Here is a 19127-nt window from a genome sequence, read left to right as displayed (position 1 = left end):
GCAACAAGTAAGCGAACGTAATGGTTTGCTTACACATGCTTACGCTTATCTAATGATGATTTTGCTACAGTTCGAAAAAACCTATGAGGTGTATTGTGGAGCTCGCATCGATTTACTCGGCAAAAATGGACTTGATTCAAAACTTGGTTCGCAATGAACGAGAAGGTTTTGTCTATGGTTATTATCAGGGCAAGCAGTTTAGCTCCGTTTTTCAACCCATTGTGGATAGCCGGGGGAACGTGTTTGCATTTGAAGGCTTGGTGCGAATCACAGATAGTGATGGGACACTCATAAACACTGGAGAATATTTTGCATCGATGTCTCCCGGGGATGAAGCCAACGTCGTGACGACCTTACTTTGCGGAAAGCTACACTCAATCAACTTGGCTCATACCACCTATCGCCAAAGCAAATTATTTATTAATGTCTCACCGTCAGTATTTACGTTGGTTGCCAATTATCATCAAGCAATAGAGCATTTTATGCAGCGCTTGCTGTGCTTAAGAATGGATGCTTCGCAAGTGGTATATGAGATCACTGAATTTGAAGAGTCTGACATAGATGGCATCATTAATGGTAAGCGCTGCTTGGAACAACGAGGCATTTTGACCGCGCTAGATGATTATGGGACTTGCTACTCGACTCGCGAGAGAGCCTTCACCATACGAGCTCCTTATCTTAAAATTGATCGCAGTTATGTCGGTGATGCTGATTTTGTCGCGCAGGCTGTAGAGGTAGCGCAGACGATCGGTGCTAAAACGATTGCTGAAGGCGTTGAAACGCGAGAGCAGTTCCTTATGTGCCGAATGCTGGGAGTGGACTATTTCCAGGGCTATTGGATTGCTAAACCAATGCAAAGCCAAAAGTTGGCAAGCTACCAACCTTTGGTCTTGGTGTAGCGCTTAGCGTTTTGAGGCGATCCAGTTATTGATGTTTTCTTCTACAACTTCCATAGGTTGCTGACCATAGCGGAGCAGCTGATCATGGAATTCTGCGTAATCAAACTGGTCTCCTAGTTGTGCTTGCGCCTTCTCCAGCATTTCCTTAATCACCAGGTAACCAGATTTATAGGATACTGCTTGGCCTACATGAGCTGCGTATCGGTAGCTCTCCGACGCAATGTCTCCATCGCCTAAGGCTGAATTCTCACGCATATAGTCACGGGCTTGTTGAATACTCCAACCTTTAGCGTGGATACCAGTATCGACGGCTAGGCGCATGTTACGCAGTTGAGCTTCGTTGAGGCTACCAAAGTATTGCAGTGCATTACATTCTTGTTCGTCACTATAGATGCCACCTTGGAACTGGCTGTAATCTAAATCGGATAAACACATACCTTTCCCGTTGCTAAAACTTGGTAGCCCCTCTGCATTAAGCTCACCATAGATACCCATTTCGATTCCTAACCATTCAGTATAGAGAGCCCAGCCTTCTCCATATGCGGTGTACCAAATACCGTCCATGTAGCCGGGAATATTTGTTGGTGGGTATTCACTCGCATAGGCATCTTGAAAGTGGTGGCCAGGTGCTGCTTCATGAAGCAGTAGTGTCGACACGTTCCATTTTTGCAAGCTGTAATCTGGGTTGGTATTTAGGGTAAATACGTTGTCATCGTATGAAGCAACACCATCATAGAGCTCACCTCCTGCAGGGGTCGGTTCAATGCTATAGTCTGTTTCGATGGGTTTGAAATAGCTGGCTACCACTTCATTTGCGTTGTTCTTAAATGCATAGTAGTCGACTAACGCGCTTTCACATGCCGATTGATTTGAAGCTGATTGACATACTAGCGCATAAGGGGTGCCAGAGATCTCTTGGCCGTCTCTGCCAAAAAAGAATTGTTCGCTGTTTAGATAAGCATAAAATTCTGATAAGTCGATGTCTCCTGATGAAGAGAGAAGATTGAAGGTACGAACGGAGACGACTTGTGTGTTTGGATCTCTATATTTAGCTTTTATAACAGGGCCGCGCTTATTAACGACAAGTTGGGCGACACGAATCATTTCTGACTTCGCATCAGCAACCAGTTTTTCGCCCATTGAATACAACTCTTGGGCTGGCTTTCCTGTGGTGCTGTTTCGATCTAAGTGCCATTGGTACCAAGCTTGGCCGTTGGGCAAGTCCCCCCAGCCAATATGTTTATCGTTCAAATTGCCCTTACCACGAGCAGTGGACAGGTAATCGGTATGAATAAACTCTAAGAAATTATGAGTTGCTTTAATCGCTTCATTCACTGCAGATTGATATTCGGTGACAAATTGTTGGTCATGGTTATCGTGTGCTTTCAAATCGTTTAAACCAGCTTTCAGTACTGCCCATTCGTTAGCCGCAATGGTATCTAGGCTGTTTTGATACAGCCTTTCAATTAAAACTCTGGGCAGTTGAATGTGTTCAAGTTGTCCTAGCTGATATTGACTATGGAAATTGCGTACCCAAGAGGTGTACTCATTAATTTTCGTTAACTGGTCTCTATAGTTGCCTTGGAGTTCCCCAGTTTCATCCCGGATAACTGCGGCGCCAGCGTCTTCGGCATTCCACTGCATAAAGTTATAAAAATGCGTAACGGGGACATCTGAATTACCAAAGCGAGCATTCGCAAAAGTTGCGCCTTGAATGGCGATTTCGCGATCAAATCGAAATGTATCAAAGTAAACCTTCTGCTCGTCTGAGAGCTCACTACGATCGATATTCATAAGTTGATCAAGGTAGTTTCTATCTAAAGTTTGGCGAGCGGCGGCCATTTGGTCGTTAACCAGTCCAAACTCAGTGCTATCAAGTTGTGAGACTTGCTCTGAATAACTATCAAGTAACTGATTCAGGTGAGTTGAAGCCGACGGGGTGGGGGAATTGGAACACCCTGAAAGTATCAAGGTAATAACCGCAGAACATACAGTGACTGATAAATGCTTTTTCATCTTAGAGTCCTTATTTGAATTTTATGGCCTTTCCCTAGCGTGTTATGCATCGAATTTTTTGTTTGTAGTCATGCAAGTGCGCCAGAGTCCGTGATTACTCCCTGTCGCTTTTAGGTTAACGGACTCATTGTCGAAAATGTGTGTATCGCTTCACAGTCAATAGCCTTGAATATTTAGTTCTAGAATAGCCAGTTTATGCATGATGAATGGTTATGCCTAAACAGACTTCAGGCAAGCTAAGATATAAGGAAGGTGTGATGATTCAATCCAAGGTCGTGCATAATTTTCAGAAAACTGTTGCCACGAAAGGTAGAGTTTTACTCGGGAATGCAAGCTCGTTCACACTAATCCTTTAAGCCATCGTCAGTTATGGATAATTATTTCTCATTGCCTTCTGAATACGGAAACAGACAGTAAACGGCACAAAACTGTTGAATGTGAGCAATGTCTCTCATGTTTATGTAATTGAATGTTATAGGTTTGTTTTATGTTGAGATGGTTCACGTTTGTGCTTGTTTAGAGGTAATAGTATTCAATCTGTTTACTAACAACATAATGAATAACGTGATGAAAAAGACCCTATTATCCAGTGCCATCCTACTGTCGTTAACCTTTCCAACTTTTGCCGCTGATGGTGATATTCACCAAGTGACCATTTTAGGTACCTCTGATCTACATGGGCACTTTATGCCATGGGACTACGCTGCAGATAAATTGAATATGCGCGGAAGCTTGAGCCAAATTGCTACCAAGGTGAAAGAGATTCGCGCTGACCAGCCCAATACTATTTTGGTCGATGCCGGAGACACCATCCAAGGTAATTTTGTAGAAACATTTAAAGACGAGCCTGTCGACCCTATGATGCTTGGCTTTAATGAAATGCAGTACGATGTTTGGGTATTAGGGAATCATGAGTTTGATTTTGGTTTAGGTGTATTGAATCGCTCTCTCACACAGTTTAAAGGGCAACCGTTGGCGGGGAATATCAAGCGTGCTGATGGCAACCCATTCCTTCCCGGCTACACCATCATCGAACGCAATGGCATCAAAATTGGTGTGATTGGCATGGACACTCCAATGACTCAAATATTTGCTGAGGGGACCAATCGCTTAGCTGGCACGACGTTTACCAACCCAACTCTAGAAGTGAAAAAAGTCATTGAAAAGATCGATGACCAAGTGGATGCGCTCGTATTAGTTGCTCATATGGGGTTAGACAATGAAAACGACATTGCGAATACCGGTGTGACAGATATCGCTAACGCTAACCCGGAGCTGGATGCAATTGTGGCGGGTCATATGCATACACGTATCGATAAAGCTGTTGTCAATGGTGTGATCATCACAGAGCCTGATAAATACGGTCGCGCTTTATCTCGGGTCGACTTACAGTTTGAAGAGCGTGGCGGTGAGTTTACCTTGGTCAATAAAGACAGCTTCACATACAAAATCAAAGGCATCGAGTCTGATGAAAAAATGGAGTCGCTTTATCACCCATACCACAAACGTTTAAGAGAAATGGCAAATAGAGAAGTGGCGCAACTCACTGGCGTGGATCTTGTTCCAGAGAATGAAATTCGCGGTATTCCTCAAGTGCATGTTCAAGACACAGGGATCAGTGCTTTATTCCAAGAGGCGAGCTTCTTCTATGCACCCAAAGCCAACGTTATCGCACTGCAGATTGATAATGACAATGCGGAGCTTGATGTCGGCCCGATAAAAGCCAAAGATATTGCATATAACTACCAGTATGCAGGTGGCGAAATTACCGTGTATCAAATGACAGGTAAAGAGCTGAAAACTTACATGGAGTGGTCGGCCGGTTACTTTAACTCAGTAAAACCAGGTGATGTAACGTACAGTTTTGATCCCAAAAGACGCGCGTCTAAATATTCCACCAATGACTTCTTTGCCGGCGTGACTTACAAGATTGACTTGACCAAACCGAAAGGAGAGCGCATTACTGAGCTCAAGTTTGCTGATGGCTCAGCAGTTACAGACAAGAGTGATGTTCGTATCGGTATGAATAGCTATCGTATGGGGCATTTGACTAAAAAAGGTGGCGTGCTAGAAGGTCGATCTTTCCCTGTGCTGTTCGATACTGAAGCGGAATATGGTGAAGAGCAGGGGACTATTCGTAATTTAACTATTCGTTATCTGACGGAGCAAAAACAAGGCAGCTATGAAGGCAAACCCCAGCAGCGCTGGCAGTTAACTGGGCTTGAAGACTCTTACCTTCAGCAGCGAGAAACGATTAAGGCGCTGCTCAATAGCGGCAAAATCGATGTACCGAGCAGTGAAGATGGTCGATACACCAATATTGCGTCGATCAACGTTAAGGGATTAGTTTTTAGTTCTGCTAAAGAAAAACAGCAAGCACTGGATGATCGTCAAGCTAAGTTAGTCAGCGCTTCGCAACTCGATAGACTTAATCTAGAGCGAGAAATCGCGATTATCAATGCAATAAACTAATACGAAAAAGGCTTGGGGGAACCCAAGCCTTTTTCTTTAATGGATGGAGCTTTCCGCTTCTAACTGGAAAGAGGGTAAGCGCCATTTGAATCTGACGGCGGCCATTCTGAGTAGATAACCAACGATGAGTGTTGAGATCGTTGCCGTTACATCATTGACGCCGAATTCGAGCAGCGCTAAGTACAATCCTGAAGCGATGAGAGCCACGGATGCATATAACTCTTCATGTAATACAAGGGGCGTTTGGCGGCAGATGAGATCGCGCAGCAAGCCTCCAAAGACGCCAGTGACAAGAGCTGAAACCATACAGATCATCGCATGATGCCCCATACCCATCGCTATTTTAGTACCTATGATACTGAATACGATCAAACCTAGAGCATCAAGTCGAATGAACAGCCCTTTTAGTTTAATAACCCATTTGGCAAGACCAGTTGTCAGGACCCCAGCGATACAAGTTATCGCTAAAAACTCAGGGTTTTTCACCCAGCCTAATGGATAGTGTCCCAGCAAAATATCACGTACAGTACCGCCACCAATCGCTGTTGCACTAGCAACCAACATGACACCAAACCAGTCCATCTTTCTACGACCGGCGCTAAGTGCTCCTGTCATTGCTTCTGCTGTGATACCAATGATATATAAAACGCTGAGTAACATTGTTGTCGCCTTAAAACATGCAGATTGTACGCTTCTGCCACCTTATAAATTAAGGCGTGAGTGTAGTGGGAAATGTGATCTGTGACGAATGAGATTTTGTGAAGACGAAAACGTTTTTTTGATAACTTTTTCTAATGTCACTATGTTTTATAAGGGATTTGCATTCAAGGCAAAAAATGCGAGAATGCTTCGCGCTGTAATCATTACCCAAAACTACGCTATGACCCACGAGTATCAAGACTTAATCACCATTTTTAACAAGACATTTTTGGCGGACTACAATACGAAATTAGAGCTTGGTGGTGATGAACCCATTTACCTGCCTGCCGACGATTCTTGTTCACATCATCGGATTATTTTTGCTCGTGGTTACTATGCTTCTGGGTTGCACGAAATTGCTCACTGGTGTGTGGCTGGCCCTGAGCGTCGACTGTTAGAAGATTTTGGTTATTGGTATGAACCTGATGGTCGAACAGAACAAGTTCAAGCTGAATTTGAAAAAGTTGAAATTCGACCGCAAGCTTATGAGTGGATTTTGGCTGTGAGTGCAGGATTCCCTTTCAGTGTCAGCTGCGATAATTTGAATGGTGATTTCGAGCCAGATCGATTGGCGTTTATGCGCAAAGTGCATGCTGAAGTCATCAAGATTCTTGAACAAGGAATTCCACTGCGCGTCAAAATGTTATCTGAATCGCTTCGAGAGTTTTATCAAACGCCCCAAATACAGATCGAACAGTTTGAAGTGAAGTAGCCATTCAGGACAAATAAACAAAAAGCCGCGTGATGATGCGGCTTTTTGTTTGTGTCATTTATTGGATGTACCAGGAGCTTTTTGCTTGGTTATTGTGATTGTGCTGGTAAACCATCACGGGGGCATCAGGCTCCATGACGGAAATGACCGCCACAAGAGACTCACAGTGGTTGGCGACACGTAAGTCAAACTGTCCGTTACCACTTTTTAGAGCCGCTTTTATCAAGCATTGGTCGTAGTTAATGTTGTCGACACCATTGCTGTTGTCACAAATAGAGATGTACGCTTGCTTGTCGGAAAGACTGCTTAGCGCAACATCAACCGATACGTGATAAACAGACTCTAGAGTATTGTCGTTGTCAATTTTCAAATCCTTTAGCTCGACTGGTGAGGAGCCAGATCCGCTGCTACTTGAAGAGGAAGAGCCTCCCCCTCCGCCGCCACCACAAGCAGTAAGACTCAGTGAAATACAGGCTATCAGGCCAAGATGGGTCAAAGTATTCATCTTCTGCTCCTTAGTCATTGTAAATTTTGTTTAAAGTCGACTGGGTGTACCAAGTTGGCGCAGTATTACCTGAACTGTCTTGTGCGAACCCAGCGAATTGAGTGTACGCCTCGAGAATAGTGACCTGCTCAAGGGGGTGTTTCCAGCTAATAGGAATTTCAATTGCCCAAGGTAATCCATTAGCATCATGGTAATGTGTGTTGCCAGACGAGGCATCGACACCTTTGGTTTTGTATTCAGGATCGAACTTGCTGGTTGGGGCCTTGTTTTTCAAATGGATCTCCAATCCGCGACCTGGATAACCTCCAGATACTTCCAATCCAACATCCCCGTAGTAGTGTCCTGGAGCAGCAAAAATAAAGGGGTCATAGGGGAAATCAGGCATACTGCTAATCGCAACTGCATTTTTAAGTGATAAAGTGAGTGTCCAGCTAGGTCGATGAGACGTCCCGCAATTGGCTTGTGTGCGGAACATAGTGCAGTTGACGGCTTCACCAGCCTCAGTGATATCCCATAGATCTTCGTGAATAATGAAAACAGCGTCTGTTGTGTCCGCTTCGAGGACGCTTACATTGGTCTCCACATCATTGATTGTCAGTGTGATTGAGTCTTCTTTGATGTCGCTGCGGGGAATGTTGGGTAAGCGAATGGCAAAACCAGAACGGTTGTCCCCACCCAATGCTGCAATCTGGCCTTCGATTTTGAGACGAATAACCTGGTCGTCCAATTGATATTCCGTGAACTTAACGTTCATTAACACATCGTTCATATCGTAATCGCCGACTAACGGGTATTGGTCCTCGTAAGCAAATGTTACGTGAGATGCGCCGCTAGGATAACTTTCTGTCACCACACCACTCTCGGTAATGTCGACTTGATAATCCTCAACCTCACCAGATGGTACACCACCGGCAGGCCCTATGCCTGACGTATTGGATATTCTGAAACGTGCCCAAGTTTGTCCGGCTTCGGCCCAAGTAGGTACGGTGAAAAAAACATCTCCCGTATTTTGATCGACACTGAGATCGTCAATGATGAGTTCATCATTTTCAAAGCTGCCGTCGCGATCGAAGTCAATCCAAGCGTTTAATACTGAGCTCTCACTCGCGCCGTTTACTGCAGCAATGATTTTACTCATCTGTCCGACTTGAATAGGGACTGGGAATTGAATGCCATCATCGTCATCGATGCCGTCAGAGGTGTCGTCACTGAGTGGATACGGGCTACCATCAGCCTCGCCATCTACAAGTTCACCAAGCTTCAAATTCGATAAGCCATGTCGTGCCCCTAGCTGGGCATAAGACGTTTGGTAGCTATCAGGCGCATCACCGAAATCGGTATAAATACTCGGCTCAACAGGAGCCAACGCACAGCGAGCCCCATCATTCGAATTACTTGATGGACCGTACGCAAAAAATGCTGCAGTGGAGTTGTTACCGTTAATTGTGATGCGGAATATGTAACCATTAACATTGTTACTGCCGTACAGGTTACCATCGACGTCAAAATAGATGGCGCCGAAAGTAAGCTTATAGCCCAAGGCATTCTTGTCCAACATTTGGTTGAGCCGCGTCGACGTTCCACTAGATACATCAATTTCCCAAAGATAGCCGCTCGAATCGATTGAATAGGCAAGGCCATTATCTGGGTGAAAAGCAAGGTCGAAGATTGAGGGGTTACCAAATTGGCTCGAATTGGCAACCAGTGTCATTTCTTGGCTGACGATATCGATTCGGTACAATCCGTAACTGGGTCTATATCCGTACCATGCGTTTTCATCTAACGACACATCTCCCACGTATATAGAGCTAGGTACACCAGCAGGCTTACTGATGGAGAGAGGATACTTAGTAAACGTTGAATCAATTTTCGCTAACGACTGAGCTCCGTAGTCCCAACCATAAATGAAATCATCGTGTTGGCTATAACCGACCGCATTTATCTTATCCAGCCCTAAAGCGGAGTTCATCGTAATGTAACTACCAAGGTCGATGTTTACCCCGTATGCAACTGGAGTTCCGGACGGATTTTGTATTAAGAAAGCTTCTGTAGGACAGTCAGTAAAAGGCGTTTCTGACAGACTATAAGTAGAGTAGCAACTGGCGGTGAAAAACAGCGTTAACCCTTGGAGGATATAGTTTACTTTCATTGTCTTTCCTCTTGTTGGTATGCGATGGTGATAGATGGCGTTGCATAGCTTATGCCACACTCTCAGCCCTTGTTGTATATAGCGTTTGCGTTCAGATTCTCAATGTGAGAAGCTTCTGCATTCTTTTTGAGATGCAAACTGATTTAGGCGAAGCACCACAATGATTATTGAATTTGAAGAGAAGCTACTAGAGCTGATTGACGCACGAATTTCCTCTGCCTCAGACGACGAGTTGTTTGCTGGTGGCTATTTGCGTGGGCACATTTCCTTATCTGCTGCGTCATGTGAAGAAGAAGGTATCAATGATATCGATACGCTAAAAGCGCGTATTGACGCTAGTTTGGATGCTGCGCGCTCTGAACTTACTCCTGCAGATCGCATTATTGTTAATGACTTATGGCAGGAGCTGGCTAACCAAGCTTAAGAAATACAGTTTCGGAATCTGATAAAGGGGTTGTTCGAATTTTTCGAACAACCCCTTTCTATTTTTGCGCTTGTTGAGATTGCATGCGCTCGATAATCTAGTCACACAAACCGAGAGAGATAGGATAGAGATTATGAGAATCGTAGCATTTGGCGCATCAACCAGTTCAACTTCAATCAACAAAGCACTAGCAACCTATGCTGCTCAACAAGTAGAAGGCGCAGAAGTGCAAGTTCTCGACATCAATAATTATGATGTCCCTATGTTCAGCGAAGACAAAGAGAAAGAAATTGGTCAAGCAGAGGGCGCGCAGCAGTTTTTGGCTGATTTAGCCGAAGCGGACGCAATTGTCGTTTCATACGCAGAGCACAATGGTTACTACCCAGCGGCGTACAAAAACTTGTTTGACTGGGCTAGCCGTATCGACCGCAGTGTGTTTCAAAACAAACCAGTGGTGTACTTAGCGACTTCTCCAGGTCCTGGTGGCGCGCAAACTGTATTGGCCGCGGCAGTCGCTTCAGCTCCTTATTTTGGTGCAGAGGTGAAAGCGTCGGTTTCTGTACCAAGCTTCTACGATAACTTCGACTTTGAAACGGGTAGCATCAACAACCCAGAGATTGCAGCCGAGATTAAACAAGCGGTTAGTCAGCTATAATCAACGGACAAATTCAAAAAAAGGAACGCATATGCGTTCCTTTTCTTTTTTAGCCGTTGTTTACAGCTCGGTAATAGCTTTGCCTTTTTTCAGCTTTCGAACCCACATTCGACTTGGGTGGAGTTGCTCCAATACATCGACAGGCAAGGGAAGCGGGTCGCCACAGATTTGGGAGGCCAACGTTTCAGCCATTAACGGGGCAGAGCTCAATCCGCGTGAGCCTAACCCAAGTATGCAGAACAAGTTGTCGTACTGAGGAACGGGTTCAATTTGATAGTCGCGTTTTTGGTTTAAATCCTGATAAGCATCCAAGATCTGTTCGAACTGGCCAACGTTGCCAACAAACGGTAAGTGGTCACGACTGACGCAACGAATACCTTGGCGCGATTGGTTGCTAGAGGTATCGACCTCTTGTGGCCAAGTTTGATTCGGAATGCAGTGGCGAAGCTTGTCGCCGTTTTCCTGTTGAGCGATAGGATCAAATACGTTGTCTAAATTTGAACGATCATAGCTCGCGCCAATACAGTGGTGCCCGTTATTGGGATTAACCGGCGTCATATACCCGTCGTAGCACAATACAGTCTTCAGATTCTTTAGAGCATCTGTGGTTGGTATATGGCTGACTTGGCCCTTGACTTGCCCTAGCGGCACTTTGGCAGTTTGCATCAGTTCGTTAAATTGATGGCCATTAGCGATCACTACTGTGTCGTGTTTGAAGGTGCGGTCTCCCGACACAACATTCCAAACTTGCGTTTCTTCGCTCCACTTTAAAGAGTCGACCTTGCAATCAAAGTGCGCAGTGAACTGGTCGCTCTGCGATAAATGGGAGAAAAGCCCTTGGGTTAATTGGAATGGGCACAACCAACCTGCGAGCGGGTAATGAACACTCGACATATCAATGGGTAATCCAATCACTTCGCTGGTTTGTTCAGGGGAAAGCTTATGGATGAGTTGGGCGTCAAAATTGCCTTCGAGCATTTTATCGAGTTTTTTGCTTGATGACTCGTCCCACATCAACTGTGTGACGCCACACCAATCATGGTCAAAATCAATGTGCTCTGCAGCTTGCTCTACGAACTGACGTGCAAAAAGAAAACCAGGCGCAAAAACGCGAGAAACGCCAGTATGTGAGCCATTCAGTAATGGATAAACGGCACCTTGTCGATTGCCCGATGCCCCTTGTGCAGGCTCCTCATCTTGGCAGTATAGGGTGACAGATTTGCCACGGCGAATCAGCGTTGTGGCGAGGGTCGCGCTGGCGATTCCACCACCAACAATAGCAATCGATGCTGCTTTATTACTCTGGCTACGTGCAAACCAAGGCTTGATGTTGCTGTTTTTTACTCGTTGGTTCAACATACCAGCAATCATTTCTCGCTTAGTGCCAAAACCTTTGACCTTTTTCATCTCGAAACCGGCTTCGATCAATCCTCTACGCACAAAACCAGCGGCGGTAAACGTCGCGCAGCTACAATTCTCTTTAGCTAAGCTAGCCATGCCGTTAAATAGTTCTTGGTTCCACATCTCAGGGTTTTTGCTTGGCGCGAAGCCATCAAGAAACCAAGCATCAATGATGCCGTTCTCTGTGACTGGAACTTTGGGCATGCAGTCTTTGATATCCCCAAACCACAAATCAAGGGTGATAGCACCACCTTCAAGCACGATACGGTGACATTCAGGTACTGCGATAGGGTAGTGCTGCTGTAATTTATCAGCGAACTCTGCAAGTTCAGGCCACGCTTCATGCGCTTTGATGAGGTCCGCTTTACTGAGGGGGTACTTCTCAAAACTGATAAAATGTAGCTCTTTTAGTGGTGCATGTGGATTTTGCTGCCTAAATTGATTGAACCATTGCCAAACGGCTAGAAAATTCAACCCGGTACCGAAACCCGTTTCACCAATCACAAAGCGTTGTTGGTCAAACTCTTGCCAACGTTGTGGCAGATGATTCTGCTGTAAGAAAACGTAACGAGTTTCTTCTAACCCATTGACGTTAGAAAAATAGACATCGTCAAATTGGTCAGAAACTGGTGTGCCAGCTTCGTTCCAGCCAAGTTGTGCATTGGTAATCGAGGTCATAGCGTCTGATTTTTTGTGATAAAGGCAATAAAGTTGGTGCGATTGTACGGATTTATGGGAAAGCTGACCACTTTTCCGGGGTAACTTAGTTATTATCTAGCGGATTTTAGAATTATAGGAATGTCATAATGAAACGTGTCGTAATCACCGGTATGGGTATTGTTTCAAGTATCGGTAACAACGTCGAAGAAGTTTTAGCGTCTCTACAAGAAGGTAAATCTGGTATTACTGCATCTGAGCAGTTCAAAGAGCAAGGTCTTCGTTCTCAAGTTTGGGGTGATCTAAAAATCAATCCTGCTGAGCACATTGATCGCAAACAGATGCGCTTTATGGGTGATGCGGCTGCGTATGCATACCTATCCATGCAGCAAGCAATCGAAGATGCTGGCCTGTCTGAAGAGCAAGTATCAAACGAACGTACAGGTATCGTTGCAGGCTCTGGTGGTGCTTCTGCGCTAAACCAAGCACTGGCAGTAGATACAATGCGCGCGAAAGGCGTTAAACGTGTAGGTCCTTACATGGTACCTCGTACAATGTCTTCAACGGTTTCTGCATGTCTAGCAACTCCATTTAAAATTCGTGGCGTGAACTACTCGATGAGCTCTGCGTGTGCGACGTCTGCTCACTGTATTGGTCACGCGATGGAGCTAATCCAACTTGGTAAGCAAGACATCGTATTCGCAGGTGGTGGTGAAGAGCTAGATTGGTCTCAAACCATGATGTTTGATGCGATGGGTGCACTGTCGACTAAGTACAATGAAACGCCTGAGAAAGCCTCTCGTACGTACGATGCAAATCGCGATGGCTTCGTTATCTCTGGTGGCGGCGGCATGCTAGTCGTTGAAGAACTTGAGCACGCATTGGCTCGTGGCGCGAAAATCTACGGTGAGATCGTGGGTTATGGCGCGACTTCTGATGGCTACGACATGGTAGCTCCATCAGGTGAAGGTGCGGTGCGTTGTATGAAGATGGCAATGCAAGACGTTGACGGTATCGACTACATTAACACTCACGGCACTTCAACGCCGGTTGGCGACGTGAAAGAGCTTGGTGCTATTCAAGAACTATTCGGTGAGAGCAGCCCTGCTATTTCAGCGACAAAAGCGATGACAGGTCACGCGCTAGGTGCGGCTGGCGTGCATGAAGCAATTTACTCGACGCTGATGCTAGACAACAACTTTGTTGCACCAAGTATCAATGTCGAGAATCTAGACGAAGCTGCTCAAGGTCTTGATATCGTGACAGAAAAACGCGATGTAGAATTGACCACAGTAATGTCTAACAGTTTTGGTTTTGGTGGTACTAACGCAACTCTAGTTATCAAGAAGTACCAAGGCTAACTGAACTTGCTGAGTTATCTCAGCAATCCAGTTTCCAGAGCTGACTGGTTCTTGTATAAGTACTAGTCGAACAGACGCAGACTCTGACCCATGGAGAGCGGGTCAGGATCCTTTTGTTCTGGAACTTTGCCCGGCTTAATGCCGGGCATTTTTCTTTCTGCTCAACAATCACCTCGACACCGTGAGTGCTTTTCTGCACAATCAAATAAATTATTTACACTTCATATTAAAGTCGCGCATTTAAAGTCATGAAAATCCTTATCGATGAAAATATGCCTTACGCCGAGCAGCTTTTTAGTCAGCTTGGTGAGGTAGTCTTAAAGCCTGGTCGAACACTTACCGCCGATGATCTGATTGATGTCGACGCATTGATGATTCGTTCAGTCACTAAAGTTAACGCCGAGCTCATTTCTAAAGCCAATAAACTGAAGTTTGTTGGTACCGCAACCGCTGGTATGGATCACGTTGACCAAGCTTTGCTGACAGAAAAAGGCATCTTTTTTACGGCTGCGCCTGGCTGCAATAAAGTTGGTGTTGCCGAATACGCGTTTAGCGTGATGATGGTATTGGCTCAGCAACACGGTTTCTCTGTGTTTGATAAAACCATTGGCATCATTGGTGCGGGACAAGTCGGAAGCTACTTGCAGCAATGCCTTGAAGGTATCGGTTTAAATGTATTGATCAATGATCCACCTAAGCAGGCTGCAGGGGATATGCGTCAGTTTACTGAACTTGATGTACTGTTAGAACAATCAGACATCATCACACTGCACACTCCGATCACTCGTGATGGAAATTACCCAACCCACCACATTCTTGATGCCAAGCGTTTAGAGCAAATGCGTGGTGATCAGATTTTGATCAATGCGGCACGTGGTCCTGTGGTTGATAACGCTGCGTTGAAAGCGCGTTTACAGCGAAATGATGGCTTTATTGCAGCGCTGGATGTATTTGAATTCGAGCCAGAGGTTGATATGGAGCTTCTCCCTCTGCTAGCATTCGCAACCCCTCATGTAGCAGGTTATGGCCTTGAAGGGAAAGCTCGCGGTACGACGATGATTTTTAATAGTTACTGCGAGTTCTTAAACAACGAATTACATGCGCATGCCAGTGATTTGCTGCCAGTCGCGCCTGTTCCTAAGGTTCACTTAGACAGAGCGTGGGACGAAGCAACACTACATAACATCACGCAGTTAATCTATGATGTGCGTAAAGATGACGCCTTGTTCCGTCGAGAAATCAGTAAGCCTGGATCATTTGATCTGATGCGAAAGAATTACTGGGATCGTCGTGAGTACAGCGCGGTCACGCTAGTCGGTGATGAGTCATGCAACTTAGCGCCACTGGCTAAATTAGGTTTTCAGGTTGAGGTAAGTCAATGAGCCAACAGTATAATGTTGCCGTTTTAGGTGCGACCGGTGCGGTCGGTGAAACAATTTTGGAAGTGCTTCAAGAGCGCAAATTCCCTGTCGGTGAGATCTTTCTTCTAGCTAGTGAGCGTAGTGAAGGCAAGACTTACCGCTTTAATGGTAAGACAGTTCGCGTACAAAACGTTGAAGAGTTTGATTGGTCGCAAGCGCACATTGCCCTGTTCTCTGCAGGTGGTGAGCTATCTGCAAAATGGGCGCCAATCGCTGCAGATGAAGGCGTGATCGTGATTGATAACACCTCGCAGTTCCGTTACGAATACGATATCCCGCTTGTTGTTCCAGAAGTCAACCCTGAAGCGATCGCTGAGTTTCGTAACCGCAATATCATTGCTAACCCGAACTGCTCAACTATCCAAATGCTGGTGGCACTAAAACCGATTCATGATGCAGTAGGTATTGAACGTATTAACGTTTCTACTTACCAATCTGTATCTGGTGCGGGTAAAGCGGGTATTGATGAGCTTGCAGGACAAACTGCAAAACTGTTGAACGGTATGCCAGCAGAAAACAACCAGTTTTCTCAACAAATTGCATTCAACTGTATTCCACAAATTGATCAATTCATGGAAAACGGCTACACCCGTGAAGAAATGAAAATGGTGTGGGAAACTCAAAAAATATTCAATGACCCAGGTATTACGGTAAACCCGACTTGTGTTCGAGTACCGGTTTTCTATGGTCATGCTGAAGCCATTCACCTAGAAACCTGTGCTCCGATTGATGCGCAAGAAGTGATCAATTTGCTAGAAAACACCGAAGGTGTGGAAGTATTCCAAGGAGAAGATTTCCCAACGCAAGTACGTGATGCAGGTGGTAAAGACCATGTGATGGTTGGTCGTATTCGCAACGACATTAGTCACCACAGCGGAGTTAACTTGTGGGTGGTAGCGGACAATGTTCGAAAAGGCGCAGCGACGAATGCAGTACAAATTGCTGAAGTGCTAATTCGCGATTACTACTAAACTCGGTACTGACATGATTATCAAAGCCTCACCATAGTGTGAGGCTTTTTTAATCGATTAAAGAAAAATTGTGTGAGATTAATGCGATTATGGCGTTAGCCACACATTTTTTGGCTCTATATCTATAGTTTTGCCTGCTTTATCCGATATATTTAACAGATCACTGTATATTTAAATTAATTGAGCACATAGCTGAGCCTTATATGCGTCGACTTCTACAGCGTCTACTGTTGCCACTTGCAATGGTTGCCGTGACTCAAACATCTATTGTAAGCGCAGAGAGCATCCGCCTTAAGGGGCCGAATGGCGAGATCCAGTCGTCTCCACAATTCTCTGAACCTTTGGCTAATAATCTGCGCAGTGCAGAGCCTTCTCGTTTTTATGGTCCAACTACAGGGCAAGAGACGTTATGGGGAATCGCAACTCAGTTGCGCCCAGCTACATCGGTTTCTATTCAACAAACGCTTTATGCCATTTTTCAATTGAACCCTCAGGCGTTTGATAATCAAAACATCCATGAACTTATCCCAGGCAGCAATCTACGCGTCCCATCGTTAAGCCAAATTGGTAGCGTTTCTACCCAAGAAGCGGTGAGGGTAATGGCGGCGCATAAAGCGCGGTTAGAAGGTGCGACTCAAGGTCAAACTGAACCAGCGGCCGAAACGAAGCCGCAACCACAAACAAAGCCTGCAGCTACAGCGGCCACATCTGAGCAGAAGGCTCCAGTTCAACAAGAAAGCATGGTTAAGTCTGATAACGACTTAGCGCAGATAGCAAAGCAAGAGAAAACCAAACAAGTTACAACTTTAGAGCGTCAGTTAGAAAGCTCTGAAGGTGAGCTTATGGCTTTAGAAGAGAAGAATCACAAACTTCGCTTGATGCTGGCTCAAGTCCAGTCAGAAGTAGACGTTCTAAAAGATGAGTTAGGTGATGAAGCTCGGATTCGAGATGAGGTCGAAAAACAGCTAGAAGCAGAGAGACTACGTCTAGCTGAAGAACAAAAAATGGCGCCCTCGTCATTAGACAATTTCTTCTCAAATACATGGTTGGTTGCCGCGTTAGCAATTATCCCAGGCTTGTTGATAGGTCTGCTTGTAGTGATGTTACTAGGTCGTCGTAAACAAGATGACAGTGAGCCTCAAGCTCAACAAGAGGTTCAGTCTCAGCAACCTACAGCTCCAATTGCACCTGAAACCATTAACGAAGATCTAGATGATGATTTGTTGCTTGATGATGACCTATTTGGCGATTCGGACGACAGCGAAGCGTTGTTCTCAGATGAGGGTGAGCTTGATAAATCTGATGAAGATGACGTTTTCGCGGATCTTGATGACAGTGATTTAGATTTCAACTTAGAAGGCGAAGACGGTGATGACCCATTCGCTGGTATAGGTGATGATGGTGATTTAGACGAATCTCTGACGGATGGCGATCTAGGCTCCAACGGCATCAGCGTAAACAGTGATGATAAAGCGCTTGGCTTGGAAGAGATGGAACGAGCACTGGATGAAGTTGTTATCGATGAGGGAGAAGATGAAGGCTTTGATCTTTCTGATGATGGCGATATGTCCCAAGAGGCTCTTGATTCTCTTATAGCCGAAGATGGTGAGGCGGAAGATCTAGAAGGTGGTGCACTTGATCAGTCTATGTTGGACGATCTGTTCAGCGAAATCGAAGATGACGGAGAGAGTCTGGACTTTGACAACTTGCTTGATGAGGGAGATGACTTTGATTTAAGTGATGAGTCGGAAACACCGTTAGATGAGCCAAGCTTAGCGTCAGATAGTGAAATCGATGACATCTTTGCTCAAATGGAAGCGCAGGCTGATCTAGAGACCCTAGAAGCGAATTCAGTTGATGAAACCGCCTTGTTGGATGAGATGCTTGATGACGACGCGCCATCCATTGATTCTAGTAACACAGACTTGCTTGATGAGTTACTTGCTGAAAACAACGATGCGTTGACAGAAAATCCAGAGTCTGAACTTGAAGGTGAAGACTTATTTGATGAGCTGATTGGCTTAAATGATGAAGCGCCAATTAATGAAGAAAGTACAGAGCTATTGGATGAATTTATTGATGATTCAGAGGGTGGCGATGAGCTAGACCTTGATTCTGAACTTGATGAACTCATCGGTACGGAAAGTACCAAGGAAAGCCTATCACTTGATGACAGTACAGAACTTCTAGACGAACTGTTCGACAACGCGGATGAAGAAGAGTCACTTGACGATCTGTCAGATGAAAGCACCGATTTGTTCGAAGAGCTTTTGGAGATTGAGAAGCAAAACCTTCAAGGTGATGAGCTGACTGAGAGCGCTGATAATGAAATAACGGATCAATCAGAAGCATCTCAAGAAGTGTTGACTGAGGCTGAAGAGCCGTTAGAAGCGGCAAGTGAGCAATCAGAATTAGAGGATCCATTAGCGCAAGAATCAGAAGAACTTGGCGCACTAAGTGAATCCGATATTACATCTCTGTTGGATGAGACTGCAGATTTGGTCGAGGAACTTGGTTCTCTAGATGTAAAAGATGATTTACTCGACGCTGAGTCTCTAGATATCGAAGTTTCGGAAGACTTCTCAAGCCAAGACTTCATGGATGATATGTTGAGTGTTGCTCCTGAAGCGGATCCTCTATTGGATGAGCTGGATCTTGATGAGTTGAACGCAGAGTCTAGTGACACTGCAACCAGTGAAGCACCACTTGACGTTGCTGATGACGCAGAAAACTCTGAAGAGCCAGAGCCAGAGCCAGAGCCAGAGCCAGAGCCAGAGCCAGAGCC

14 protein-coding genes are annotated in these 19127 nt (G+C 45.2%); 9 read left to right on the top strand and 5 right to left on the bottom strand.

All coding sequences use genetic code 11. The annotated features are described in order from the left end of the window. Window positions 1-83 precede the first annotated feature (83 nt). Window positions 84-899 (top strand): EAL domain-containing protein, encoded by an 816-nt coding sequence (locus AC4MRV_RS16505; protein WP_491188419.1) that lies wholly within the window; start codon window positions 84-86, stop codon window positions 897-899. A gap of 3 nt (window positions 900-902) precedes the next feature. Here the strand turns inward: AC4MRV_RS16505 and AC4MRV_RS16500 are convergent, their stop codons facing one another. Next, window positions 903-2915 carry a DUF885 domain-containing protein gene (locus tag AC4MRV_RS16500; RefSeq protein ID WP_491188418.1) on the bottom strand — a complete coding sequence of 671 codons (2013 nt, stop codon included), beginning with the start codon at window positions 2913-2915 and terminating at the stop codon, window positions 903-905. Window positions 2916-3482: 567 nt separating this feature from the next. On the opposite strand from AC4MRV_RS16500, the gene AC4MRV_RS16495 reads away from it, so the two are divergent. Next, window positions 3483-5387, top strand: coding sequence for a bifunctional metallophosphatase/5'-nucleotidase (locus AC4MRV_RS16495; protein WP_491188417.1), 1905 nt, complete (start codon window positions 3483-3485; stop codon window positions 5385-5387). A gap of 36 nt (window positions 5388-5423) precedes the next feature. Here AC4MRV_RS16495 and AC4MRV_RS16490 read toward each other — a convergent pair whose 3' ends face one another. After that, a complete protein-coding gene (locus tag AC4MRV_RS16490; protein WP_491188416.1) occupies window positions 5424-6047 on the bottom strand; it encodes a trimeric intracellular cation channel family protein in 624 nt (207 codons plus the stop codon). Window positions 6048-6267: 220 nt separating this feature from the next. On the opposite strand from AC4MRV_RS16490, the gene AC4MRV_RS16485 reads away from it, so the two are divergent. Further along, window positions 6268-6798 (top strand): elongation factor P hydroxylase, encoded by a 531-nt coding sequence (locus AC4MRV_RS16485; RefSeq protein WP_491188435.1) that lies wholly within the window; start codon window positions 6268-6270, stop codon window positions 6796-6798. A gap of 58 nt (window positions 6799-6856) precedes the next feature. Here AC4MRV_RS16485 and AC4MRV_RS16480 read toward each other — a convergent pair whose 3' ends face one another. After that, on the bottom strand, window positions 6857-7303 hold the full coding sequence (locus AC4MRV_RS16480; RefSeq protein ID WP_491188415.1) for a hypothetical protein: 447 nt from the start codon (window positions 7301-7303) through the stop codon (window positions 6857-6859). 10 nt (window positions 7304-7313) lie between these two features. Next, the gene (locus AC4MRV_RS16475; RefSeq protein WP_491188414.1) at window positions 7314-9452 is read right to left on the bottom strand and encodes an LruC domain-containing protein; all 2139 of its coding nucleotides are present in this window, start codon (window positions 9450-9452) and stop codon (window positions 7314-7316) included. Window positions 9453-9612: 160 nt separating this feature from the next. Between AC4MRV_RS16475 and AC4MRV_RS16470 the strand changes: the two genes are divergently transcribed. Both AC4MRV_RS16470 and AC4MRV_RS16465 read left to right on the top strand, forming a co-directional pair. Then, the gene (locus AC4MRV_RS16470) at window positions 9613-9876 is read left to right on the top strand and encodes a YfcL family protein (RefSeq protein ID WP_491188413.1); all 264 of its coding nucleotides are present in this window, start codon (window positions 9613-9615) and stop codon (window positions 9874-9876) included. 133 nt (window positions 9877-10009) lie between these two features. Beyond that, window positions 10010-10531 carry an NADPH-dependent FMN reductase gene (locus tag AC4MRV_RS16465; protein ID WP_491188412.1) on the top strand — a complete coding sequence of 174 codons (522 nt, stop codon included), beginning with the start codon at window positions 10010-10012 and terminating at the stop codon, window positions 10529-10531. Window positions 10532-10591: 60 nt separating this feature from the next. On the opposite strand, the gene mnmC is transcribed toward AC4MRV_RS16465, so the two are convergent. Further along, on the bottom strand, window positions 10592-12610 hold the full coding sequence (gene mnmC, locus AC4MRV_RS16460) for a bifunctional tRNA (5-methylaminomethyl-2-thiouridine)(34)-methyltransferase MnmC2/FAD-dependent 5-carboxymethylaminomethyl-2-thiouridine(34) oxidoreductase MnmC1 (protein WP_491188411.1): 2019 nt from the start codon (window positions 12608-12610) through the stop codon (window positions 10592-10594). Window positions 12611-12738: 128 nt separating this feature from the next. Here mnmC and fabB point away from each other — a divergent pair, with 128 nt between their 5' ends. The 4 genes from fabB to AC4MRV_RS16440 form a co-directional block, all read left to right on the top strand. After that, on the top strand, window positions 12739-13950 hold the full coding sequence (gene fabB, locus AC4MRV_RS16455) for a beta-ketoacyl-ACP synthase I (protein ID WP_039484595.1): 1212 nt from the start codon (window positions 12739-12741) through the stop codon (window positions 13948-13950). A gap of 248 nt (window positions 13951-14198) precedes the next feature. Next, on the top strand, window positions 14199-15332 hold the full coding sequence (locus AC4MRV_RS16450) for a 4-phosphoerythronate dehydrogenase (RefSeq protein ID WP_491188410.1): 1134 nt from the start codon (window positions 14199-14201) through the stop codon (window positions 15330-15332). Continuing rightward, window positions 15329-16342 (top strand): aspartate-semialdehyde dehydrogenase, encoded by a 1014-nt coding sequence (locus AC4MRV_RS16445; RefSeq protein ID WP_491188409.1) that lies wholly within the window; start codon window positions 15329-15331, stop codon window positions 16340-16342. The genes AC4MRV_RS16450 and AC4MRV_RS16445 overlap by 4 nt, the downstream gene beginning before the upstream one ends. A gap of 203 nt (window positions 16343-16545) precedes the next feature. Next, on the top strand, window positions 16546-19127 hold a 2582-nt coding region (locus AC4MRV_RS16440; protein WP_491188408.1), incomplete at its 3' end, for a FimV/HubP family polar landmark protein.

This window comes from Vibrio sp., from assembly GCF_984391705.1.
The sequence above is the reverse complement of the archived record's forward strand: the minus strand, read 5'-3'. Positions and strand labels throughout refer to the sequence as shown.